Below are 21,049 nucleotides of genomic sequence, written 5' to 3' on the forward strand. Positions count from 1 at the left end.
TCCTGCGGTTCGGGGGCTCGCGGTCCGCTGCCGCGACGCGTCGGGGTCAACGGACGACTTGGTGCGGAACTGTCCCGTGTGCAGCGCGTCGGAACGCTCCAGAGAGACTACGACCTCACCGTATGTCTCCCACCCGCCCTCTGTGAGGTGCTCTTCCACGCAGTCGATCAGCGAGTGGGTGATGGTCTCCTCGTCGCCGGCCATACGTGCGTGGTCGGCGGGACTGAGCGCCACCGTGTAGTGGTTGGGCGCGAGCTCACGCCCACCTGCCAAGACTCGCACGCCGTCCTCCGCCTCGCGGCGGAGGGCCTGTGCGATCTCCTGGGGAACGACCTTGCCGCCGAAGACCCGCGCGAAGCTGTCACCCACGAGGCCTTCGAGCGCACGCTCGAAGCGCTGTGCGCGCCCCACCCGCGATCCCTCCTCACGACGTCCGTCGTCCGACATCACCCCGCCCGGAGTGTCGCCACTTCCGAGGGGCTTATTGATGGTATCGGTCCATGCGTTCGGCGCGTTGACCTCCTTCGGGGTGGGCCACGAAGCGCGTGCTACGGTCGTCGCCGTCGATCACCGCGGGAGCGGGTCGACACCACTCCGGGCGAGTGGCGGAATGGCAGACGCGCACGGTTCAGGTCCGTGTATCCGAAAGGATGTGGGGGTTCAACTCCCCCCTCGCCCACACACTTCCCACGCAGGCAGGCTGTGGCCATGGAGCCCGCCCACAAGGTCTGCGATCTCACCGGCCCCGGCATCACCGACCGCTTCGGCGTCGGCGGGACCGACCTCGGCGCCATGGTCAGGGCGCCGGACGGTCCCCTCCTGTCGGTGTTCGGTGACACCTTCGAGAACGCGGGCGTCGGCGGACCCGGATGGCGGTCCCCGATCATCCTGTTCGCCGACCCCGCATCCCGTCCCGACGGCCTGCGCTGGACCGGCTCCGCAGGCCCGGGCGAGTACGCCTACCAGGTCGTCGACTACACCCATCACGGCTACCGGCGGGTCGGGCGCAGCGTCTTCGCCTGGCGCCAGATCTCCACGGTGCTGCCGACGGACCTGATCACGATCGGGAACGACGTGTTCCTGCACGTCATGGCCTGTCGCGGGCTGGGCAACCCCCGCGCGACCGAACTGCACGTCTCCCACGACGGCGGGCGCACCTGGGACCCGGCGGGCTGCCGCTGGCCCGGGGCGCACCTCGGCGGGCTCTTCCAGATGCTGACGTGGGAGATCGACCCGGCCGGGGAGTGGGTGTACGCCCTCACGACGGGGTTCCAGCGCGACCGTGGCCTGCTCCTCCAGCGCGTCCGCCCCGACCGCCTCGCCGACGCGGCCGCGTGGGAGGGCTGGGGCTGGGACGGCGCGACGTGGGGCTGGGGGCGCGCCCCGACCGAGGTCCTCCCCGGGGCGTTCGGCGAGATGTCCCTGCGACGGGTCCCGGACGCGTCCGGGCGCGAGTGGTGGCTGCTCGTCGTCTTCGACGCCGGGAACTACCGCATCGACGCCTACCTGCTCGACCACCCGACGGCGAACCTCCACGCGGCGCCACGGACGACGCTGGTGCAGGGCTGCGGATGGGACGACGAGGACCACGGCGCCGGGCGTGTCGCGCAGCTCTACGGCGGCTACACGGTCCCCGGCTCGACGCTGGCCGACCTCGACGTCGTCGTCAGCCAGTGGAACACCGCGACCAACTGGCCCTACAAGGCGATGCAGTTCCATGCGGACGTGTCGTCGTTGGTGCCTGCCTGACGCGCCGCCCGGAGATCAGGAGCACTGGGCGCAGCTCGGCCGTTGGCTGAGCCTGCCTCCTGTGCTGGTGATCAGCGCAGCTACCGGCCGGAGCCGCCGGTCCAGTCGGCGCCCGCGCCCTCGACGACGGGGGAGCGGCCGAGCAGCGGCCGCCACCAGGCCTCGTTGGCGCGGTACCAGGCCACCGTGTCGGCGATCCCGTCGGTCCAGGTCACCGCGGGGGCCCAGCCGAGCTCGGTGCGCAGCTTGGTGGAGTCGAGCAGGTAGCGCCGGTCGTGGCTGGGCCGGTCGGGGACGATCGTCTTGAGCTCGGGCCCGAGCTCGAGGGCGCCGAGCACGGTGTCGGCGATGCCCTCGATGTCGACCTCGACCCCGGAGCCGACGTTGTAGGTCTCGCCGGCGCGCCCGTGGTGGATGACCCGGTCGATCGCCGAGGCGTGGTCGGAGACATGCAGCCACTCGCGGCGGTTCTTGGTGCTCGCGTAGAGCGGGAGCGGTTCGCCGGCCAGGGCGCGGGTGGTGAACAGCGGGATGACCTTCTCGGGGAACTGGAAGGGCCCGTAGTTGTTGGAGCAGTTGGTGATGGTGACCGGGATGTCGTAGGTCAGCCCGTAGGCGCGGACCACGTGGTCGCCGCCGGCCTTGGCCGCGTTGTACGGGGTCCGCGGCAGATATGGCGAGTCCTCGGTGAACGCTTCGTCGGCGTCCAGTGACAGGTCGCCGTAGACCTCGCAGGTCGAGATGTGGTGGAACCGCGAGACCCCGACCCGGCGGACGGCCTCGAGCAGCGCCTGGGTGCCCATGACGTTGGTCGCGAAGAACTCGCCGGGGCGCAGGATGGCCAGCGAGTTGTGGGACTCGGCGGCGAAGTTGACCACCGTGTCGACCCGGTGGGCGCGCAGCAGGTGCGCGATCAGGTCGGTGTTGGCGATCGAGCCGTGGACGAACTCGACGCCGTCGAGGAGCTCGCCGTCGGGGCCGTTCAGCGACTCCCGGACCCCGGCGTAGGTGAGCGCGTCGAGCGCGATCACCTTGTCTGCGGGGTGGACCTGGCGCCAGTAGCGCACGAAGTTCGACCCGATGAAACCGGCTGCACCGGTGACGAGAACGGTGGACACTCGGCTCTCCTGGGGACTGCGGGCGTCAGGGACTTCGACCCCGCGAACCTAACCGACCGCGCTCGAGGCCCGGACGCGCCGGTGCGGCACCCTGGTGACACCCCGGCTCTCCGGGGCATACCGGCAGCGACGACCAGACACCCCGAGGACGGCATGCACGACGCACGGACGCTCATCGAGCTCGGCGACGAGGCGGTCCGCCGCCTCGCGCGGCGCGGCTACGCGCTGGACATGGCGGGTCTCGAGGCGCTGTCCGCGCGGCGCAACTCCTCGATCTCGCGCGGCGACGAGCTGCGTGCCGAGTCGAAGCGGGTCGCGCAGGAGGTGGGCCGCGCCGCGAAGGAGTCCGGGGGACAGGGCCCGGAGGTCGAGAAGCTCAAGGGCCGTGCCCGCGAGCTCAAGGACGAGATCCGGGAGGCGGAGGAGAGCGTCGCCACCGCGGAGGCCGAGCTGCGCCAGGTCCTGCTCGCCATCCCGAACCTCCCCGACGACGAGACGCCCGACGGCGACTCGGACGCCGACGCGGTCGAGGTCCGCCGCTGGGGGCCGCCGCCGGAGTTCTCGTTCGAGGCCAAGGACCACGTCGACCTCGGCGAGGCGATGGGCATCCTCGACTTCGGCCGGGCCGCCAAGCTCGCGGGCGCGCGGTTCAGCGTCGCCCGGGGCCCCGGCGCCGTGCTCGAGCGCGCGCTCGCGTCCCTCTTCCTGTCGCTGCACACCGGCCGCCACGGCTACACCGAGTTCTCGGTGCCCTACCTGGTCACGCCCGAGACGATGACCGGCACCGGTCAGCTGCCGAAGTTCGAGGAGGACCTCTTCCGGACCGGCACCGACGACCGGAGCCTCTACCTCATTCCCACGGCCGAGGTGCCCCTCACGAACCTGCACGCCGACGAGATGCTCGACGCCGGGGCGCTCCCGCTGGCCTACACGGCGTGGACGCCGTGCTTCCGGTCGGAGGCGGGCAGCTACGGGCGGGACACCCGCGGCATCCTGCGGCTGCACCAGTTCTCCAAGGTCGAGATGGTGCGGTTCTGCGCCGCGGAGTCCTCGGGCACCGAGCTGGAACTGATGGTCTCGCACGCCGAGGCCTGCCTGCAGGCGCTCGGCCTGGCGTACCGGGTGATCCGGCTCGCCGCGGGCGACATGGGGTTCGCCGCGCGGATGACCTACGACATCGAGGTGTGGCTCCCGAGCCAGGGCACGTTCCGTGAGATCTCGTCGTGCTCGGACTGCGGCACCTTCCAGTCGCGCCGGGCCGGTATCCGGGCGAAGGACGCGCAGGGCGGCAGACAGGCCGTCGCGACCCTCAACGGTTCGGGGCTGCCGATCGGGCGGGCGATGGCGGCACTGCTGGAGCAGTTCCAGGAGCCCGACGGGTCGGTCTCGATCCCGGAGGTGCTCCACCCGTACACCGGGTTCCGCCGGATCCTCGCCGACGGGACGACCGGGTAGGACCCGGCCGGGATCAGCGACGGACCGCCGCGAGCTGGGTGGCCTGCCCGACCATCCGGCCCGAGGTGTCCCACGCCCGGCACGTCTCGTGCATCCGCTCGCCGGTGAGGTGATCGACCCACTGGACGACGCGCAGCGGACCCGGGGCGGGCGCGGCATGCACGTGCGCCGACAGCGACATCGTCGGTGACCAGCCGTAGAGCCCGAGGTCGAACGACGCGGGCGGCAGGACGTCGAGCGCGACCATCAGCCCGATCGGCGACCACGTCTCGCGCGTGTCCAGCTCGGTCCAGCCGGCGATCCGGCCCTCGCCGGTCGGCCGCCCGGACAGGAAGCCCAGCGAGGCCGGGTCGATCCGGGTGTCGACGACGTCCATGAGCGGGAGCGGCCCGCGCCCGTCGTCGGTCTCGACGGGGCGGCGGGCGCACTGCTCGAACGGCGTCAGCGTCACCGGATCCGGGGACACGTCACCGTCGCGGGCGTCGACCCGCGGGTCGGCCGCGAGCACGACGGCGGCCTCGACGCAGGGGCGGTCGTCCTGGTCGAGGCGGGCACGCACCTGCGTGGCTCCCCGTCCCCGGCGCAGCACGTCGACGGTCACGACGGCGGGTCCGGGGTCGGGTGCCCGCAGGAACGTGCCGGTGACGGCCTCCGGGACGTCGTGCCCGGCCGCGGCGGACACCTCGTCCGCGGCAGCCTGGGCGAGCACGGCGAGGAGGTACCCGCCGTGCATCTTCGGCCCGATCCGCCACTGCTCGTCGAGCAGGGCGGCGCGCCGGCCGGGCTCGCCGGTCGGCTCGGTGGAGGTCGCCTTGGCCAGCTCGCCCATCAGACCTGCGGCGGGCGCGGCATCTCGCCGTCGTCGGGGGTGATCGGCCCGGGCGGCGTCGACCCGGGCGGCGTCGGGCCGGGCGTGCTCGGCCCGGTGGAGCCCGTGCCGGGCGCCGGGTCCGCCGCGGAGGCGCCGGGCGCGCCCGGGGTGCCCGACTCGGGGGTCGAGGAGCCCTGCGAGGCGACCCAGCCGACCCCGTCGCCGACCTTGGCCTCGGCCTTGCCGATCTGGTCGGAGTACTTGCCGCCGGTCTTCTCGTCGACCCAGCGGGCGGCCTTGCCGAGGGTGCCCTTGATGGTGCCCTCGTTCTCGGACACCTTCGAGCTGACGGTGTCCTTCAGGTCATTGGCGATCTGCTTGCCCTGGCGGGTGATCTCGTCGCGGTCCATGGCTGTCCCTCGTGCTCTCTCGCGGTGTCAGGGTCGCCGAATACCCGAATATACCGGCGGACACCGACACCGGTGATCGTTCCGCCCGGGAGGTCACGGATCGGCACCCGGCGCTCACGGGGTGTGTCGAGCGGGGTCCCGAGCACCGCGGGACGGGGTCCCCGACGGACCCCGGGGACCGACACGGCACCATGGGGCCAGGCGCCCGGCTCCGCGGCCGGTGACGTCGGGTCCGTCGGGGCGGACCGGTAGTCGGCAGAGCGGACGAGGAGGCGCGCGGGCGGTGAGTTCGACGGAGGCGGTCCCCCCGTCCACCGTGGGCGCGGGCCGGTACACGCTCGGCGACCTCATCGGTCGCGGCGGTGCGGCGGAGGTCTATATCGCCCGGGACGAGCTGCTCGGTCGCGACGTCGCCGTCAAGCTCTTCCCGGCCGGTGTCGGCGAGGCCGACGAGTCCCGGCGCCAGCGCGAGGTGCAGACCCTCGCCGGGATGAACCACCCCGGCCTCGTCACGATCTACGACGTGGGCGCCGAGGGCAGCCGCGCCTATTTCGTCATGCAGCTCATCGAGGGCGAGTCCCTCGCCGACCGCATCCGCAGCGGACCGCTGCGCCACGGCGACGTGGTCGCCCTCGGTGCCGCGCTGGCGGACGCCCTGACCTACGTGCACCGCCACGGCGTCGTCCACCGCGACATCAAGCCCGGCAACGTCCTGCTCGACACCGAGGGCCGTCCGCACCTGTCGGACTTCGGGATCGCGGTGCTCGCCGACGCCACCAACATCACCGCCACCGGCATGGTGATCGGCACCGCGTCGTACCTCTCCCCGGAGCAGGTCCGCGGCCAGCCGGTCGGGCCCGCGTCCGACGTCTACGCCCTCGGGCTCGTGCTCCTGGAGTGCATCACCGCGCGCCGGGAGTACCCGGGCAACGCCCTCGAGGCCGCCGTCGCGCGCCTGCACCGCCCGCCGGACATCCCGCCGGACCTCCCGCCCGCGCTCGGCGGCCTGCTCGTCGCCATGACCCGCGACGAGCCGGCCGAGCGCCCGACCACCGAGCAGGTCGTCGGCGAGCTGCGCATGATCGCGCGCGAGACCGGGATGGACGCCGAGACGGTGCTCGCGCCCGCCCCGACGACCGGCTCGAACGCGATGCGCACGACGGCCATGGGCCACCCGCCCACTCCGCCGGGCACGGGTGCGACCTACGCCATGAACCCGGGGACCCCGCCCGCGGCGTACGACCCGTACGGCGCCACGCAGCGCGTCGGCACCCCGCCCGGGGGCTACCCGCCCTACGGCCAGGACGGCAGGACCGCACTCGTCGGGCCCGGGACGGCCGCGGGGGGCGCCGTCGCCGAGGAACCGGCCCGCCGCAAGCGCTGGCCGATCATCGTCGCGCTCATCGCGGTGGTCCTCGTGGCGGCAGGCGTCGGTGCCTACGCACTGCTCGGCAACAACTCGGCCCAGGTCCCCGCCCCGGTCCCGACGGTCGCCCCGCCTGCGCCGGTGACCACGACCACGAGGACGACCGAGGAGCGTACGACCACGCGCTCGCGGCGCACGACGACCGAGGCCCCGACCACCACGCAGGCGCCCCCGCCGCCGGTGACGACGACCGTCGTCCCGCCGCCGTCGACGCAGCCCTCGACGCAGGACACGGTCACGTCCACGGTCGACCCGAATCAGCAGAACCAGCAGCCGAACGGCGGCAACCTGCTGGTGCCCAACCAGTTCGGGGCCAACCAGCCGCAGCAGGGCGACACCTCGACCCGCTGACCCCTCGACCCGCTGACCCCTCGGCCGGCGGCCCCCACGGGGCTCGACCGCGTCGGCGTGAGCCGGCCCCCGGAGAACGGGGGCCGGCCTCACATCCGGTGGGCTACTGGTGCAGCCGACGGAACAGCGGCGCCCGCCCGGGCGGCTGGTCGATCGGCCCGCGCGGCGGTGCGGCCGGGATGGCGAGGGTCACGGGCTCGCCCGCGGTGAGGGTGAAGTCCTCGTCGTGGTGGCGCAGGTCGAGGGCCTCGGTGGAGGTCGACGTCATCCCGGACGGGCCCGACGGGTGCTCGGCGACCTCCTCGAGGGTGTACAGGGCCTCGCCGTGACCGATCTCCAGGTGGATCGAGCGCCCCCGCCACAGCACCCGGAAGCGCAGGCCCGAGACGGCCGAGGGCAGCCGCGGCGCGAACGAGAGCTTGCCGTTGTGCGTGCGCATCCCGCCGAGGCCCTGGACGATCGCGGTCCACGAGCTGGCCAGGGCGGCGAGGTGGATGCCGTCGCGCACGTTGTGCTCGAGGTCGGCGAGGTCCATCTGCGCGGACTCGCAGAGGTAGTCGTAGGCGAGGTCGAGATGGCCGGTCTCGGCGGCCATGACCGCGAGCGTCCCGGGCGAGAGCGAGGAGTCCCGCACCGTGACCCGCTCGTAGTAGGCGAAGTTCTGCGCCTTCTGCTCCGGGGTGAACGAGTCCGGGCACTGCACCATGGCGAGCACCAGGTCCGGCTGCTTGACGACCTGCTTGCGGTAGAGGTCGAAGTAGGGGTAGTTGAGCAGCAGCGGGTAGTGCTCCTCGGGGGTGTGCTCGAAGTCCCACAGCGCGTGCGAGGTGAAACCCTCGGCCTGCGGGTGGATCCCGAGCTTCTCGTCCCAGGGGATGACCATCGCGTTCGCGGCCGCCCGCCAGCTCGCGATCTCCTCGGAGCTCACCCCGAGCCGCTCCGCCTCGCGGGGGTGCCGGACGGACACGTCGGCCGCGCCGCGCAGGTTCCGCTGTGCCATCAGGTTCGTGTAGACGTTGTTGTCCGCCACCGCGGAGTACTCGTCCGGGCCGGTCACGCCGTCGATCCGGAAGTTCGACTCGCTGTCGTGATGCCCCAGCGAGCGCCACAGTCGCGCGGTCGCGACGAGGAGGTCGACCCCCACCTCCCGCTCGAAGTCGTCGTCGGCGGTGGCGGCGACGTGGCGGAGCACGGCGTCGGCGATGTCGGCGTTGACGTGGAACGCGGCCGTGCCCGCCGGCCAGTACCCGGAGCATTCCTCACCGCGGATGGTGCGCCACGCGAACGCCGCACCCTTGAGGCCGAGGTGCTCGGCGTGGGCGCACGCGATGTCCAGTGTCGAGTGCCGCCACCAGAGGGCGTCCGCCGCGGCGCGGGGCTGGGTGAACATGAAGACGGGCAGCACGAAGGTCTCGGTGTCCCAGAGGCTGTGACCGTCGTACCCCTGCCCGGTCAGCCCCTTCGCGCCGATCGCGCGCTTCTCGGCCCGCGCGCCCGCCTGCAGCACGTGGAACAGGCAGAAGCGGATGGCCTGCTGCAGGCGGGGGTCGCCGTCGATCTCGACGTCGGCGCGGGCCCAGAAGGCGTCGAGGTAGTCGCGCTGCGCGGCCACCAGGCCGTCCCAGCCGGTGTAGAGCGACGCGTCGAGCGCGGCCTCGACCTGGTCGACGATCGCGGGCTGCGAGCGCGAGCTGGACCACCCGTAGGCGAGGTACTTGACCAGGCGAAGCGACTGGCCCGGCTGGAGCCGGCAGATCGCGGTGGTGCGCCCGACGTTGTTCGAGCACGAGCTCTCGACCTGCACGTCGTCCGGGCCGAAGACCTGGTGCTCCATGGCCGCACCGACCCGCAGCTCGGAGCGCCGCGTCTGGTGGGTCATCCGCGCGCCGTTGTGCGAGTGCGAGTGGTGCTCGGGCACCAGCGGGTCGGTGAGCGCGGCGGCCACCCGGGGGTCGCCCTCGATCTGGGGCATCTGCTCGTTGGCGAACAGCTCCGACTGGACCACGAGCAGCGCGTCCGACCCGGCGTCGGCGGGGATGGACACCTCGTAGGAGATGGCCGCGACGGCACGCTGGGAGAAGGACACCAGCCGCTGCGAGGTGACCTCGATGCGCTGCCCGTTCGGCGAGGTCCACTCGACGTGGCGGGTGAGCAGGCCCGAGCGCAGGTCGAGGGTGCGCTCGTGGGCGTGCACCTGCCCGTAGCGGATGTCGAGCGGCTCGTCGTCGACCAGCAGGCGGATGAGCTTGCCGTTCGGGACGTTGACCAGCGTCTGGCCCTCGTCGGGGAATCCGAAGCCGCCCTCGGCGTAGGGCAGCGGCCGGGACTCGAAGAACGAGTTGAGGTAGGTCCCCGGCATGCGGTGCGGCTCCCCCTCGTCGAGGTTGCCGCGCATCCCCACGTGCCCGTTGGCGAGCGCGAAGAGCGACTCGGTCTGGCCGAGCAGGTCCACGTCGAGCTCGGGCTCGTGCACGGACCAGGGGTCGACGTCGAACACGTTCGAGATCACGGGGGGACTGTAACCATTCCGACGCCGGGCGGGCCGGGTCGTGCGGGGTCGGCGGTCGCCCGGGGCCGGCGCACATCCGGTTTCCGCTGGGTGGGACCCCGGATGACCGGAGGGGCCCCGTCGCGGTGAGCTGTGCGCATGTCCGCACGGAAGTTGGCTCCGTTCCGCGCCGATCACGTCGGCAGCCTCCTGCGTCCGCCTGCCCTGCTCACGGCGCGCGCCGCGCACGCCGAGGGCCGCGTCGGCGACGACGAGCTCCGCGCCGCCGAGGACGACGCGATCCGCGACGCCGTCGCGATGCAGGAGTCGGTGGGCCTGCAGTCGGCCACCGACGGCGAGTTCCGCCGGTCCTCCTGGCACATGGACTTCCTCTACCAGCTCGACGGGGTGTCCTCGTCGAAGGACTCGTCGGTGGAGGTGGCCTTCCGCAACGCCAGCGGCAACCTGACGTTCGCGTCGATGTCGCTGGTCATCGACCGCCGGATCGGGCTCTCGACGACGATCTTCGGGGACGCCTTCACGACGCTGGCCTCGATGACCACCAGCGCGGTGCCGAAGCTGACCATCCCGTCCCCGTCGATGCTGCACTACCGGCTCGGCGGCGCCCCGGTGCACGTCGGAACACGCAGCGGAGCGGAGCTGGACCATGCGGAGGGCTCGCCGTACTCCGATCCCGACCAGTTCTGGGCGGACCTCGCCGCCGCCTATCGCGACGAGATCGCCCGGCTGTACGCGCTGGGTGTGCGCTACCTGCAGCTCGACGACACCTCGCTCGCGTACCTCAACGACCCGGCGCAGCGCGAGTCGATGGCCGCGCGCGGCGAGGACGCCGAGGGCATGCACGAGCGCTACGTCGACACCATCAACCTCGCGCTGCGCGACCGGCCCGAGGACCTCCGCGTCACGACCCACATGTGCCGCGGCAACTACCGCTCGTCCTGGGCGGCCGAGGGCGGGTACGACCACGTCGCCGAGAAGGTGTTCGGCGACCTCGCCGTCGACGGCTTCTTCTGCGAGTACGACGACGCCCGCTCCGGTGACTTCTCGCCGTTGCGCTACGTGCCGCGGGGGGACCAGCAGGTGGTGCTGGGGTTGGTGACGACGAAGTCGGGCCAACTCGAGGACCCGGACACCCTGAAGCGGCGGATCGAGGAGGCGAGCAAGGTCGTCCCGCTCGAGCAGCTCTGCCTCTCCCCGCAGTGCGGATTCTCCTCCACGGTCGAGGGCAACGAGCTGTCCTACGAGCAGGAGGTCGCGAAGCTCGAGCTGATCGTCTCGGTCGCGCGCGACGTGTGGGGCTGATCCTCCGGATCTCCACTCCCCACTTTTCGGAACGAACGACTCGTTCGTGCACCTAGAAGCCACGAACGAGTCGTTCGTTCGCGGTGGGGTCGCGTATTCGGCCGAACGACCGGTGCTCTGAACGGCCCGCGATCGATCCCCACCGGCAGCGGGCGAGGAGTTGTCCACAGGGCCCGGCCTCCGGAACCCCAGGACGCGGCACCGTTGCCCACCCTGCTGCCATGCCTCGTCGTAGTTCCGTCGACCACGCCGATCTCGCCGCGCTGGCGCCGCTCGGCGTCGCCAGGGTGGCTGCGCTCGTCGCGCTCGGACTGCGCCGCGAGACGATCGCTCTCCGGGTCAGGTCCGGGCGCTGGCTGCGTCCCTTCCCCGGCGTGATCGTGATGCAGAGCGGACGCCCGACCCGCGAACAGATGATCGCCGCCGCGCTGTTGTACTCGGGGGACGACGCCGTGCTGACCGGCGCCGAGGCCACCCGACGTCATGGACTACGCCGACTCCCCGAGATTCCCGAGCTGCACGTCCTGGTGAGCGAGGACCGGCATCGTCGGTGTGTGCCCGCCCTCGTTGTGGAGCGGACGAAGCGCCTGCCCGATCCGGTCGACCGCGACGGCGTCCCGGTCGCGCCACTCGATCGGGCCGTCCTCGACACCGCCCGCCGCCTCGAGGGTCGCGACGAGGTGCGGGCCCTGCTCGCCGACGCGGTGCAGCAGCGTCGCACGACGGCGGCCCGGCTCCACCAGGAGCTGGACGCCGGCAACCAGCGTGGCTCCGGGCTGGTGCGGGAGGTCCTCGAGGAGATCGCCGACGGCATCCGGTCCGCGGTGGAGGGCTGGGGTCGGGATCTCTACGCCCACAGTGGACTGCCGCCCATGCTCTGGAACCCGAGGTTGTATCTCCCGAACGGCCGCTTCCTCGCCTCGCCGGACGGCTATGAGCCGAAGGTGGGCATGGCCTGGGAGCAGGACTCGCTCGAGTTCCACCCTCCCGAGGAGGACGCGACGGCCCGCCGCCGGGCGGACATGATCGGGGCGGGTGTCGTGGTGGCCCACCACAGGCCGAGCCGCCTGAAGCGGGAACCGCAGCGCGTGCTCGAGGAGCTCCGTGCCTACCACCGCCTCGCCGCGTCCCGGCCGGCGCCGGACCTCGTCGTCGTCCCCGCATAGCTGCTCGTGGCCGGGATGGCACTCGTCGACGTCCGAACGAACGACTCGTTCGTGGCTTCTATGTGCACGAACGAGTCGTTCGTTCGGTCAGGCGTGCCGGCGCCGGACCCCGGGTAGGCCGCCGACATGCGCATCGTCATCGCCGGAGGCCACGGGAAGATCGCCCTGCTCCTCGCCGAGCAGCTCGCCAGGCGCGGGGACGAGCCGGTGGCCCTCGTCCGCAACCCCGACCACGCCGACGAGGTCCGGGCGGCGGGCGCCGAGCCGGTCGTCGTGGACCTCGAGGCGATCGGGTCCGACGATCTGGCCCGCCACCTCGCGGGCGCCGACGCGGTCGTGTTCGCGGCAGGCGCGGGCCCGGGCAGCACCGCCGAGCGCAAGCGCACCGTCGACCGGGACGGGGCCCTGCTGCTCGCCGACGCCGCCGTGGCAGCCGGGGTCCGCCGCTACCTGATCGTCTCCGCCATGGGTGCCGCCGACGCCCCCTCGCAGGCCGAGGACGACTCCGTGTGGGGTGAATACCTGCGCGCGAAGCGCGACGCCGACCGGGGCGTCCTCGACCGCGCCGCCCTCGACGTCACGGTCCTGCGCCCGGGCAGGCTGACCGACGAGCAGGCCACCGGCCGCGTCACCCTGGCCGAGACGAAGGTCGGCCACGAGGAGGTCACCCGGGCCGACACGGCCGCCACCCTGGTCGCCCTCCTCGACGCCCCCGGCACGGCCGGGCGCACCCTCGAGCTGATCAACGGCACCGTGCCCCTGGGCACGGCGATCGAGTCCCTGCGCTGACCACCCGCACCGCGACCACCACCCGTCGCGACTAGCCCTTCGCGACGAGACCCTCGGCGATCAGCCACCGCCGGGCCACGTCGCGGGGGTCGCGCCCGTCGACCTCGACCTCGCGGACCATTCCCCGCATCGCGGTCCCGTCGAGGCGTCGCGTGATCTCCCCGAACAGGTCCACCACCGCCGGATGGCCCTCCAGGGTGCCCTGGCGCATGACCGGGGCGAAGCCCCGCGGGCCGGCCGGTCCGGTGAGCACCCCGCGGACGTCGGGAAGGGCGACCAGCCCGAGCGCGGGCACCCGCCCCGACTCGCCCGGCACCAGGCCTGCCGTGCAGCGCCCGGTCGCGACGCCCGCGAGCACGGCGCCCGCGTCCGCGGGCACCACCCTGGTGGAGGGCGCGAAGCCGTAGCCGGCCAGCAGGGCGGCCGTGCCGGGCGCGACGGGGGACCCGGGGACGGCGTCCGCGGTCGCGCACAGCGTCGCCTGCCCGGCCGCGGTCGAGGCGGCGAGCGCCGGGAGGTCGGCGGCCCGGCCCGGACGGGTCACGACGACGTCGGCGCCGTCGAACGCCGTGGGATCCAGCCACGCGACGTCGCGGGGGGCGTCCGCGGCCCGCAGCGTCGCCAGGGGTGTCGCCGACGGCGGGAGCCCGCCGCCGGGCGCCGGGGTGCCGTCGGGACCGGTCGTGCGCAGCGCGGCCCATCCGGTGTCGACGTCGGAGCGCTGCGAGGAGTCGTGCACGTCGAGGGCGCCGACCTTGCCGCACTCATCCTCGGCCGTGGCGCCCGCGGTCTGCATCGCGGCGATGGTCATCTGGCAGAGCAGGCGCAGGGCCGTGGTGGGCCCGCCACCGACGACGTAGCTCGCCCCGCGCAGGTCGGCCCGGTGCGCGAGCAGGCCCCCGGACGCGTCCGGGGAACCGAGGGTGGAGTTGCCGCAGCCCGCGAGCATCGAGAGCGACACCGCGAGTGCCGTGGCGAGCACCGGGACACACACGCGGGCCTTCCGGGGCACCGCGGCATCATCGCAGCACGTCGCGGGCCTCAGCCGATGAGCCCCTGCTCGCGCAGGAAGGTGCGCGCGACCTCGTCGGGCGAGCGCTTCCCCACCGAGATCCGGGCGTTGAGCTCCCGCATCACCTGGGCGGTGAGCATGGGCGCGAGCCGCTCGGAGAGCAGGGCCAGGCGGGGGTTCCGGGCCAGGACGTCGGAGCGCACGGTCAGCGCCGCGTGGTAAGGCAGGAAGTACCCGAGGTCGTCGGTCAGCGTGTTGATCCGCAGCGCGTTGAGCCGGCCGTCGGTCGCGAACACCTCACCGAACGCGCACGGGCGCCCGGCGGCCACCGCCGGGTAGATGTCCCCGAGGTCGGTCGTGGTGAGGGCCCCGCCGGGGAACTGGAAGCCGTAGGTACCCAGCAGGCCGACGAGGCCGTCCTCGCGGCCGGTGAACTCCTGGTCGATGCACATCGTGGCGTCCGGTGACCCGGAGCGGACGAGCCCGGCGAGGTCGGAGATGGTCCGCACGCCGAGCCGGTCGGCCGTCGCGGCCGCCACCCCCACCGCGTACGTGTTGTCGAACGGTGCCTGCCGCAGCCAGGACACCCCGTTCGCGGCGTCCGCGTCGCGCACGGCGGCGAAGAGCTCGTCGGGATCGGTGAGCCTGCCCTCCTGGCGCAGGTAGATGCGCCACGCGGTCCCGGTGTACTCCCAGTACATGTCGATCGCGCCGGAGGTCAGCGCCGAGCGGACGGTGTCAGAGCCCTGGGTGTCGCAGCGGTCGACCGTCGCCGCCCCGGCCGACTGCAGGAGCGCGATCGTCATGCGGCACAGCAGCAGCTGCTCGTCGAACTCCTTGGAGCCCACGACGTAGGTCTGCCCGGAGAGGTCGACGTCGCGGGCGAAGCTGCCCGGTGGGGTCAGCCGCGTCCGGGCGTCGGCGGAGCACCCCGCCGCCAGCACGGACAGGCAGCACAGGGCGAGGACGGCGGCGAGGAGCCGCGGGAGCAGACGCACACGGCGCATGCCGTTCCTCCCGGGGGAGCGCGGTCGTGGGAAGGGGCGCGGCCCTCCGGCGGGGAGGACCGGTCCCGGCAGACGACGACGGGGAGGCCCCGGAGGACCTCCCCGTCGTCCTGCCCTGATGTCCCGGCCGATCAGCGCCGGTCGGTGACACCGGACCGGGTCACTGCCCGATCAGGCCCTGCTGCTGGAGCCAGGTCTTCGCCACCTGGGCCGGGTCCTGGCCCTGCGACGAGATCTGGCCGTTGAGGCCCAGCATCGTGTTGTAGTCCAGGCGCTTCGCGATCTCGTTCGAGACCTGGACGACGCCCGGTGCCTTCGCGGCCACGTCACCACGGATGGTGTTCGAGGCGTTGTAGATGGGGAAGAAGTTCTTGTCGTCGGGCAGCGCCACCAGGTTCAGACCCGGGATGCGACCGTCGGTGGTGAACACCTCGCCGAACTTGCAGGGGTTGCCGTTGGCGGTCGCCTGGTAGACGACGCCGGTGTCGAGCGTGGTGACGGCCGGCGGCGACGAGTACGGCTTGGTGACGCCGTAGGTGCGCAGCAGGTTCGGGAGGCCGTCGTCACGGCCGGCGAACTCGGGCTCCACGCAGAGCGTGGCGTTCGGGTTGCCGGAGTTGATGAAGTTCGCCCAGTCCGACGTCGTCTTGATGTTGTTCTGCTCCGCGAACGCCTTCGTGGTGGCGATGGCGTACGTGTTGTTGAACGGGGTCGGGTTGGTCCAGACGATGTTGTTCTGCTGCTTGTCGAGGTCCCGCGTCGCGACGTACTGCTGCTGCGAGTCCTTGATCACCTGGGTCTGCTTGAGGTCGGTGATCCAGCCGGTCCCGGTGTAGGACCAGTACATGTCGATCTGACCGCTGGTCAGGGCGGCACGCGCGGCGGCGGAGCCCTGGATGCCGCAACGGTCGTTGACGGTGGCGCCGACGGACTGCAGCGCCTGGACCTGCGCCTTGCACAGGAACAGCTGCTCGTCGAAGTCCTTGCCGCCGACGGTGAACGTCTGGCCCTGCAGGTTGATGCCGCTCGCGGCGAGGCTGCCGCCGGTGGCCTGCGGCTGACCGCTGCCGGACAGGCCCCCGCAGCCCGCCGCGAGCAGGGCGGTGGCCGCCAGCGTGACCGCCGACGCCTTCCACCCGTGCAGGCGGCCTCGGCCGCCCGGAGTCTTCCACTGCACTGGTCGTGCCTCCTTCGTGATGCGAGGTCCTTGCGGGGCCTCGGCGTGGATCGTGCGTGGTCTTGCCGTGACCCGGGCGGACTCCCTCGACCCGCCCGGGCACCCGTTCCCCCCGGTGATCACCCCGACCGGGAGACGATGAACCGCTCAGCGACGCCGGCCAGCCAGTCGATGAGCAGCGCGAGGGCGGCGATGATCGCGCCGCTGACGAAGAGCAGGTTGATGCGGTTGAGCCGCAGTGCCTGCTGGACGAGCTCACCGAGCCCGCCCGCCCCGATGTAGGTGGCCAGGGTGGCCGTACCGACGTTGAGGACGAGCGCGACGCGCAGGCCGGCCACGATGACCGGGACCGCGAGCGGGATCTCGACGCTGAAGAGGGTCTGCCGCGACGACATGCCCATGCCGCGGGCGGCCTCGATCAGCGACTGGTCAACCTGCTGGAGGCCGACCACGGTGTTGCGCAGCACCGGGAGCAGGGCGGCCAGCGTGAGGCCGATGACCGCGCTGCGGATCCCGAACTCCCAGAACCCGAGCAGCAGCAGCACGCCGAACGGCGGCAGGGCCTGGGCGAAGCCGCCGATGGCGAGCACCCCGCCCTGGATCCGCCGGGCTCCCGGCCGGCTCAGCGCGATGCCCAGCGGCACCGCGATGACGAGCACCAGCACGGTCGAGTACAGCGTGAGCAGCAGGTGCTGGCCCAGCTGGCTGAACACGTTCGCCGGCTCGAGCGCCCGGGTCTCGATCGAGTCGAGGGTCCGGGTGCTCACGTACACGTAGGTCAGGATCAGGCCGATGATCACGATCACGGGCGCGACGAGCAGGTCGTAGTTCGCGCGGATCACACCGAGGAACCCGCTCGAGCCGCTCTCGGCCTCCTCGGTCTTCTTCGGGATCCCGGGCTGGAGGTCGACCCCGGTCACCGCTCACGCTCCCGCGTCTTGAGCCCCGCGACGAGGTCGTTCCAGTGCAGCACGCCCTGGGGCAGACCCTCGTCGTCGACGACCGCGACCAGCGACGCGGAGCCGTCGAGCATGACGTCCACCGCGTCGTAGACCGTGCCCGACAGCGGCACCGTCACCAGCGCCGTGCCCGAGGCCTCGCGGTCGGCGAGGTGCCGCCACGACACCGGGCGGCCCTGGGCGTCCACCTCGGCGACCGGGGTGCCGTTGCGGTTGCCGACCGCCGACTCCTCGGTCGCGATCGGGTGCAGCTCGAGGCGGGAGAGCTCGAGCAGCGAGAGGCGCCGCACCGCCGCGCCGCCGCCGACGAAGTCCGACACGAAGTCGTCGGCCGGGTGGGTGAGCACGGTGTCCGGGTCGTCGTACTGGGCGAGGCGGCCGCCGGTGGCGAAGACCGCGATCCGGTCGCCGAGCTTCACCGCCTCCTGGAGGTCGTGGGTGACGAAGGCGATCGTCTTGCCCACGGAGCGCTGGATCTCCAGGAACTCGTCCTGGAGCCGGTCGCGGGTGATCGGGTCGATGGCGCCGAACGGCTCGTCCATGAGCATCACCGGCGGATCCGCGGCGAGCGCGCGGGCGACGCCGACGCGCTGCTGCTGACCGCCGGAGAGCTGCCGCGGGTAGCGGTCGCGGTAGGTCGAGGGCTCGAGCCCCACGAGGTGGAGGAGCTCGTCGGCGCGCTCGCGGACCTTGTTCTTGTCCCAGCCGAGCATCTTCGGGACGACGCCGATGTTGTCGGCGATCGAGAAGTGCGGGAAGAGCCCGCCCTGCTGGATGACGTAGCCGATCTTGCGGCGCAGCTGGTCGCCGTTGACGTCGGTGACGTCGTCGCCGTCGAGCAGGATCCGTCCCGACGTCGGTTCGATCAGCCGGTTCATCATCTTCAGGGTGGTCGTCTTGCCGCAGCCCGAGGGGCCGATCAGCATGACGATCTCGCCCCGGGGCACGACCATGTCCAGGCGCTCCACCGCCGGGGCGGTCGAGCCGGGATAGATCTTCTCGACGCCTTCCAGGACGATCATGTTCTCGGTCTCAGACACGAATCCCCCTCGGGATGGTCAGGCGCTGCACGATGGCGAAGATGATCTCGAAGAAGGCGGCCACCACGAGGCACATCACCGTGCCGATGAGGACCTGCGGGAAGGCGTTCGCCGCGCCGATCCGGGTGATGCCGGTGAGCAGGAGCTTGCCGAGGCCCGGTCCCTGCACGATGGAGGCGACCACCGCGATCGAGATCGAGATCAGGGTGGTCACGCGGATGCCGTTGAGGATGACCGGCCAGGCCAGCGGGAGCTGGATGGTGAGGAGCCGGCGGACGCGGCCGTAGCCCAGGCCGCGGGCGGACTCCAGCACGGCGCGGTCCACCGCCGTGAGGCCGGCGACCGTGTTCCGGAGGACGGTGTAGAGGGTGTAGATCGTCAGCACGATGATCGCGGTGGTCACGCCCAGGCCGGTGATCGGCAGGAACAGCACGAAGAGCGCCAGCGAGGGCACCGTGAGCACGGCCGCGGTGATGAGCAGCGAGCCCTCGCGGATGCCGGTGGCCCACCAGTCGAAGCTGAACCGGTTGGGGTTGGGCTCGCCGGTGGACACGACCAGCCCGATGGCGACGCTGACGATCGAGCCGATGGCCACGCAGTAGAAGACGAACTGTGCGTGCTGGATCGTCAGGTTGAGGATCTGCGCGCTGTTCGCGGCGAAGTACTGGAAGACGTTCACGACACTCCTTCCTTTCTGGTCGGAGGGACGGGCGGGGTGGTCGGGGGGTGGCGCGGGCGGGGCGCCCGGGGCGCCGATCGCGACCGAGAGGTCGGCCGCCGCGCGGAGCACGCCGGTGCTCACTTCGGCCAGGACCGGGTCGATGCGGGAGTCCGGTCCGCCCACCGTCACGGCGGCGACGACGCGGCCCGCCGCGTCGCGTACCGGGGCGCCGACGGAAAGCAGCCCGCGGTCCATCTCGTGGCGGGCCAGCGACCATCCCCGGGCCCGGTCCTCGGCGATCCGCACCACCAGCTCGTCGAGCGAGCGCGGGGCCGCCGGCCCGGTCGCCGTCAGGCCCTCCGGGACGATGAGGCGGGCGATCGCGGCGGTGTCGAGGTCGAACAGCAGCGCGCGGCCGCCCGCGGTGCACGAGAGGGGCACGGTGCGCCCGACCCAGCCGACGGCGCGCAGCTCGCTGTCGGGCGCGGCCGTGCTCACCGTCATGGCGCTGCCCCCGCTGCGCACGCAGACCTCGACGCGCTCGCCGAGGAGGGCGGCCTCGCGCTCCACCAGGGCGTCGGCCTCGTCGCGCAGCCGCTTGCTCACGGCGCGGACGCCCAGCGAGAACAGCCGCGTGCCGATCCGGTAGCGAAGCGTCCCGGCCTCGCGCTCCACGAAGCCGGCGTCGGCGAGCAGCCGGAGCAGCCGGGAGACCTGCGACTTGTCCCGCCCCAGGGTGCGGGCGATCTCGACGACGCCGAACGACGTCGGGGCCTCGACGGCGGTCCCCTCGGGGCCGCCGAGCCCGACCGACTCGGGGTCGCCGAGCAGTTCGAGGATCGCGAGCGCCCGGTGCACCTGGCCGCCGCCGGAGGCGTCGCCGGCCGTGGGGGCGGGTGCGGCCGGGGTGGCGGCGACGGCGGACCCGTCGTCCGGCACGGCGCCGCGCGAGGTGCGTGGACTCATGCCCCCCCTCTCCGCTCCCTGACGCGAGGAGCGCAAGGGGCAACCGTCGTTGCCGAGCGGGCAACGGCCTGCGAGAGATTAAGGGGCTGCCCATGAGGTTGTCACCCGGTAGTTGGGACTTCCGGGTCAGGTCGTGGTCGATCAGGTGACCAGCAACCGGTGACTCAGCGTCCCGGACAGCCCTCTGAGCAGCGGATCTCTGTGGAAGATGTCCGGTTGGCCTCGTCGGGGTGAACGGGCTGACGTTGCGTCGTAACTTTGGGTGACTCCGCCGGAAGGGGGTCACCGGGCACCGGGAGCGCGCGGACGTGGGCCGGACGTTGCAGGAAGCGACCGCGCCGTTGACCGTCCGCGCCGGTGCCGGACGGCTCAGCGGCCGGCGGCGGGGAGACCCTTGCTCGTGTCACCGGTGCTGTCGAGGCCCCACAGACCGAGCAGGCGCGCCTCGAGCCGGTCCAGCTCGCCCGCCACCGCCAGGTGGGCCCGGCGACGACGCCCGGCGGGCATCTGCTCCGCGGACCGCACGGCTGCCTCGAGGTCCGAGAGCCGGGTGCGGGCGTCGGCGGTGAAGGTGCGGACCTCGCCGTCGTCGGGCCGCCGGTTCGCCAGCTCGCGCACGGAGTTCGCGAGGTTGTGGCAGCGGGCGTAGAGCGCGGTCCCCCGGCCGGAGAACGCCGAGAGCTCGTCGGGAGCGACCCCGAGCCGGCGGGCGCGGAAGTCGTCGACGCGCGAGCGCGCCGCCCCCACGGCCTGGTAGACGATCGGCGCGGCGACCGGCACGACGACGCGGGCGATGCCGATCCAGCGCTTCACCTTCGCGCCGGTGAGCGCGTCGCCCTCGCTCTCCTGGGCCTCCTTCGCGGAGGCCTTCTCGATCTCAGCGGACTTCTCCGCGGCCCGGCGCTCCGCCTCGGCCGCCTTCGCCGTCTGCTTCTCGGCCTTCGCGGCCTGCTTGGCGGCCTTGCGGCTCAGGAGGACGACGCCGTCGCCGATCTCACCGTCGCGGTCGTCCCCGCCGAGCTCCACCGAGTACTTCGTGCTGCGTCGCCGCGCCATGGGTCCTCCCGCTGTCCCGGCGGCCGGCCCTCGCCGGGCGCCCCGGGACCGGTCCCGCCCCGCGACCGCGGAGCGGCCTGCCGGC

The 21,049-nt window shown here is 72.7% G+C and carries 18 protein-coding genes and 1 tRNA gene; 7 read left to right on the forward strand and 12 right to left on the reverse strand.

All coding sequences use genetic code 11. From position 1 onward, the window contains the following. Positions 1–411: DUF3662 domain-containing protein (locus VGI02_RS16060; protein ID WP_331628557.1), on the reverse strand; the 411-nt coding region annotated here is incomplete at its 3' end. Positions 412–596: 185 nt separating this feature from the next. On the opposite strand from VGI02_RS16060, the gene VGI02_RS16065 reads away from it, so the two are divergent. Both VGI02_RS16065 and VGI02_RS16070 read left to right on the forward strand, forming a co-directional pair. Further along, positions 597–679, forward strand: a tRNA-Leu gene (locus VGI02_RS16065). Positions 680–708: 29 nt separating this feature from the next. Then, positions 709–1,749, forward strand: a complete 1,041-nt coding sequence (locus VGI02_RS16070) for a glycoside hydrolase family 183 protein (RefSeq protein ID WP_331628559.1) — start codon at positions 709–711, stop codon at positions 1,747–1,749. An 80-nt stretch (positions 1,750–1,829) separates the two neighbouring features. On the opposite strand, the gene rfbB is transcribed toward VGI02_RS16070, so the two are convergent. Beyond that, positions 1,830–2,867: a dTDP-glucose 4,6-dehydratase gene (gene rfbB, locus VGI02_RS16075; RefSeq protein WP_331628561.1), complete on the reverse strand. Its 1,038-nt coding sequence runs from the start codon at positions 2,865–2,867 to the stop codon at positions 1,830–1,832. 153 nt (positions 2,868–3,020) lie between these two features. On the opposite strand from rfbB, the gene serS reads away from it, so the two are divergent. Further along, positions 3,021–4,322, forward strand: a complete 1,302-nt coding sequence (gene serS, locus VGI02_RS16080; RefSeq protein WP_331628563.1) for a serine--tRNA ligase — start codon at positions 3,021–3,023, stop codon at positions 4,320–4,322. A 13-nt stretch (positions 4,323–4,335) separates the two neighbouring features. On the opposite strand, the gene VGI02_RS16085 is transcribed toward serS, so the two are convergent. Together VGI02_RS16085 and VGI02_RS16090 are read right to left on the reverse strand one after the other, a co-directional pair. Beyond that, a complete protein-coding gene (locus tag VGI02_RS16085) occupies positions 4,336–5,151 on the reverse strand; it encodes a thioesterase family protein (RefSeq protein WP_331628565.1) in 816 nt (271 codons plus the stop codon). Continuing rightward, positions 5,151–5,543, reverse strand: coding sequence for an antitoxin (locus VGI02_RS16090; protein ID WP_331628567.1), 393 nt, complete (start codon positions 5,541–5,543; stop codon positions 5,151–5,153). Before VGI02_RS16090 ends, VGI02_RS16085 begins: the two co-directional genes overlap by 1 nt. A gap of 283 nt (positions 5,544–5,826) precedes the next feature. Here VGI02_RS16090 and VGI02_RS16095 point away from each other — a divergent pair, with 283 nt between their 5' ends. Then, positions 5,827–7,320: a serine/threonine-protein kinase gene (locus VGI02_RS16095; protein WP_331628569.1), complete on the forward strand. Its 1,494-nt coding sequence runs from the start codon at positions 5,827–5,829 to the stop codon at positions 7,318–7,320. Between the two features lie 103 nt (positions 7,321–7,423). Here the strand turns inward: VGI02_RS16095 and VGI02_RS16100 are convergent, their stop codons facing one another. Next, complete coding sequence (locus tag VGI02_RS16100) at positions 7,424–9,829, reverse strand: glycoside hydrolase family 65 protein (RefSeq protein WP_331628572.1); 2,406 nt, start codon at positions 9,827–9,829, stop codon at positions 7,424–7,426. A gap of 138 nt (positions 9,830–9,967) precedes the next feature. On the opposite strand from VGI02_RS16100, the gene VGI02_RS16105 reads away from it, so the two are divergent. The 3 genes from VGI02_RS16105 (at position 9,968) to VGI02_RS16115 (ending at position 13,086) form a co-directional block, all read left to right on the forward strand. Continuing rightward, positions 9,968–11,131: a 5-methyltetrahydropteroyltriglutamate--homocysteine S-methyltransferase gene (locus VGI02_RS16105; RefSeq protein ID WP_331628575.1), complete on the forward strand. Its 1,164-nt coding sequence runs from the start codon at positions 9,968–9,970 to the stop codon at positions 11,129–11,131. 221 nt (positions 11,132–11,352) lie between these two features. After that, entirely contained in the window at positions 11,353–12,297 is a 945-nt protein-coding gene (locus VGI02_RS16110) for a hypothetical protein (protein WP_331628578.1), read from the forward strand. A gap of 126 nt (positions 12,298–12,423) precedes the next feature. Then, positions 12,424–13,086 (forward strand): NAD(P)H-binding protein, encoded by a 663-nt coding sequence (locus tag VGI02_RS16115; protein ID WP_331628580.1) that lies wholly within the window; start codon positions 12,424–12,426, stop codon positions 13,084–13,086. A 31-nt stretch (positions 13,087–13,117) separates the two neighbouring features. Here VGI02_RS16115 and VGI02_RS16120 read toward each other — a convergent pair whose 3' ends face one another. The 7 genes from VGI02_RS16120 to VGI02_RS16150 all read right to left on the reverse strand — a co-directional run bounded on the left by VGI02_RS16120 (position 13,118) and on the right by VGI02_RS16150 (position 20,964). Then, the gene (locus VGI02_RS16120; RefSeq protein WP_331628582.1) at positions 13,118–14,098 is read right to left on the reverse strand and encodes a glycine betaine ABC transporter substrate-binding protein; all 981 of its coding nucleotides are present in this window, start codon (positions 14,096–14,098) and stop codon (positions 13,118–13,120) included. Between the two features lie 29 nt (positions 14,099–14,127). Then, on the reverse strand, positions 14,128–15,105 hold the full coding sequence (locus VGI02_RS16125) for a glycine betaine ABC transporter substrate-binding protein (protein WP_331628584.1): 978 nt from the start codon (positions 15,103–15,105) through the stop codon (positions 14,128–14,130). Between the two features lie 160 nt (positions 15,106–15,265). Continuing rightward, on the reverse strand, positions 15,266–16,282 hold the full coding sequence (locus tag VGI02_RS16130; protein ID WP_331628587.1) for a glycine betaine ABC transporter substrate-binding protein: 1,017 nt from the start codon (positions 16,280–16,282) through the stop codon (positions 15,266–15,268). Between the two features lie 119 nt (positions 16,283–16,401). Then, positions 16,402–17,202, reverse strand: a complete 801-nt coding sequence (locus VGI02_RS16135) for an ABC transporter permease (protein WP_331628589.1) — start codon at positions 17,200–17,202, stop codon at positions 16,402–16,404. Continuing rightward, positions 17,199–18,263, reverse strand: a complete 1,065-nt coding sequence (locus tag VGI02_RS16140) for an ABC transporter ATP-binding protein (RefSeq protein WP_414638293.1) — start codon at positions 18,261–18,263, stop codon at positions 17,199–17,201. The genes VGI02_RS16135 and VGI02_RS16140 overlap by 4 nt, the downstream gene beginning before the upstream one ends. A gap of 10 nt (positions 18,264–18,273) precedes the next feature. Beyond that, positions 18,274–19,908, reverse strand: coding sequence for an IclR family transcriptional regulator domain-containing protein (locus VGI02_RS16145; RefSeq protein ID WP_331628593.1), 1,635 nt, complete (start codon positions 19,906–19,908; stop codon positions 18,274–18,276). Between the two features lie 369 nt (positions 19,909–20,277). Further along, on the reverse strand, positions 20,278–20,964 hold the full coding sequence (locus tag VGI02_RS16150) for a DUF6474 family protein (RefSeq protein WP_331628595.1): 687 nt from the start codon (positions 20,962–20,964) through the stop codon (positions 20,278–20,280). Positions 20,965–21,049: the final 85 nt, after the last annotated feature.

It is taken from the genome of Actinomycetospora sp. (genome assembly GCF_036497245.1).
Classification (GTDB): Bacteria; Actinomycetota; Actinomycetes; order Mycobacteriales; family Pseudonocardiaceae; genus Actinomycetospora.

What these genes read in the sequence shown, in the direction of transcription:
- VGI02_RS16070 (WP_331628559.1), top strand. Translation starts at nt 709, where the DNA reads ATGGAGCCCGCCCACAAGGTCTGCGATCTCACCGGCCCCGGCATCACC.
- serS (WP_331628563.1), top strand. Translation starts at nt 3,021, where the DNA reads ATGCACGACGCACGGACGCTCATCGAGCTCGGCGACGAGGCGGTCCGC.
- VGI02_RS16085 (WP_331628565.1), bottom strand. Translation starts at nt 5,151, where the DNA reads ATGGGCGAGCTGGCCAAGGCGACCTCCACCGAGCCGACCGGCGAGCCC.
- VGI02_RS16090 (WP_331628567.1), bottom strand. Translation starts at nt 5,543, where the DNA reads ATGGACCGCGACGAGATCACCCGCCAGGGCAAGCAGATCGCCAATGAC.
- VGI02_RS16105 (WP_331628575.1), top strand. Translation starts at nt 9,968, where the DNA reads ATGTCCGCACGGAAGTTGGCTCCGTTCCGCGCCGATCACGTCGGCAGC.
- VGI02_RS16110 (WP_331628578.1), top strand. Translation starts at nt 11,353, where the DNA reads ATGCCTCGTCGTAGTTCCGTCGACCACGCCGATCTCGCCGCGCTGGCG.
- VGI02_RS16115 (WP_331628580.1), top strand. Translation starts at nt 12,424, where the DNA reads ATGCGCATCGTCATCGCCGGAGGCCACGGGAAGATCGCCCTGCTCCTC.
- VGI02_RS16125 (WP_331628584.1), bottom strand. Translation starts at nt 15,105, where the DNA reads ATGCGCCGTGTGCGTCTGCTCCCGCGGCTCCTCGCCGCCGTCCTCGCC.
- VGI02_RS16140 (WP_414638293.1), bottom strand. Translation starts at nt 18,263, where the DNA reads ATGATCGTCCTGGAAGGCGTCGAGAAGATCTATCCCGGCTCGACCGCC.
- VGI02_RS16145 (WP_331628593.1), bottom strand. Translation starts at nt 19,908, where the DNA reads ATGAGTCCACGCACCTCGCGCGGCGCCGTGCCGGACGACGGGTCCGCC.
- VGI02_RS16150 (WP_331628595.1), bottom strand. Translation starts at nt 20,964, where the DNA reads ATGGCGCGGCGACGCAGCACGAAGTACTCGGTGGAGCTCGGCGGGGAC.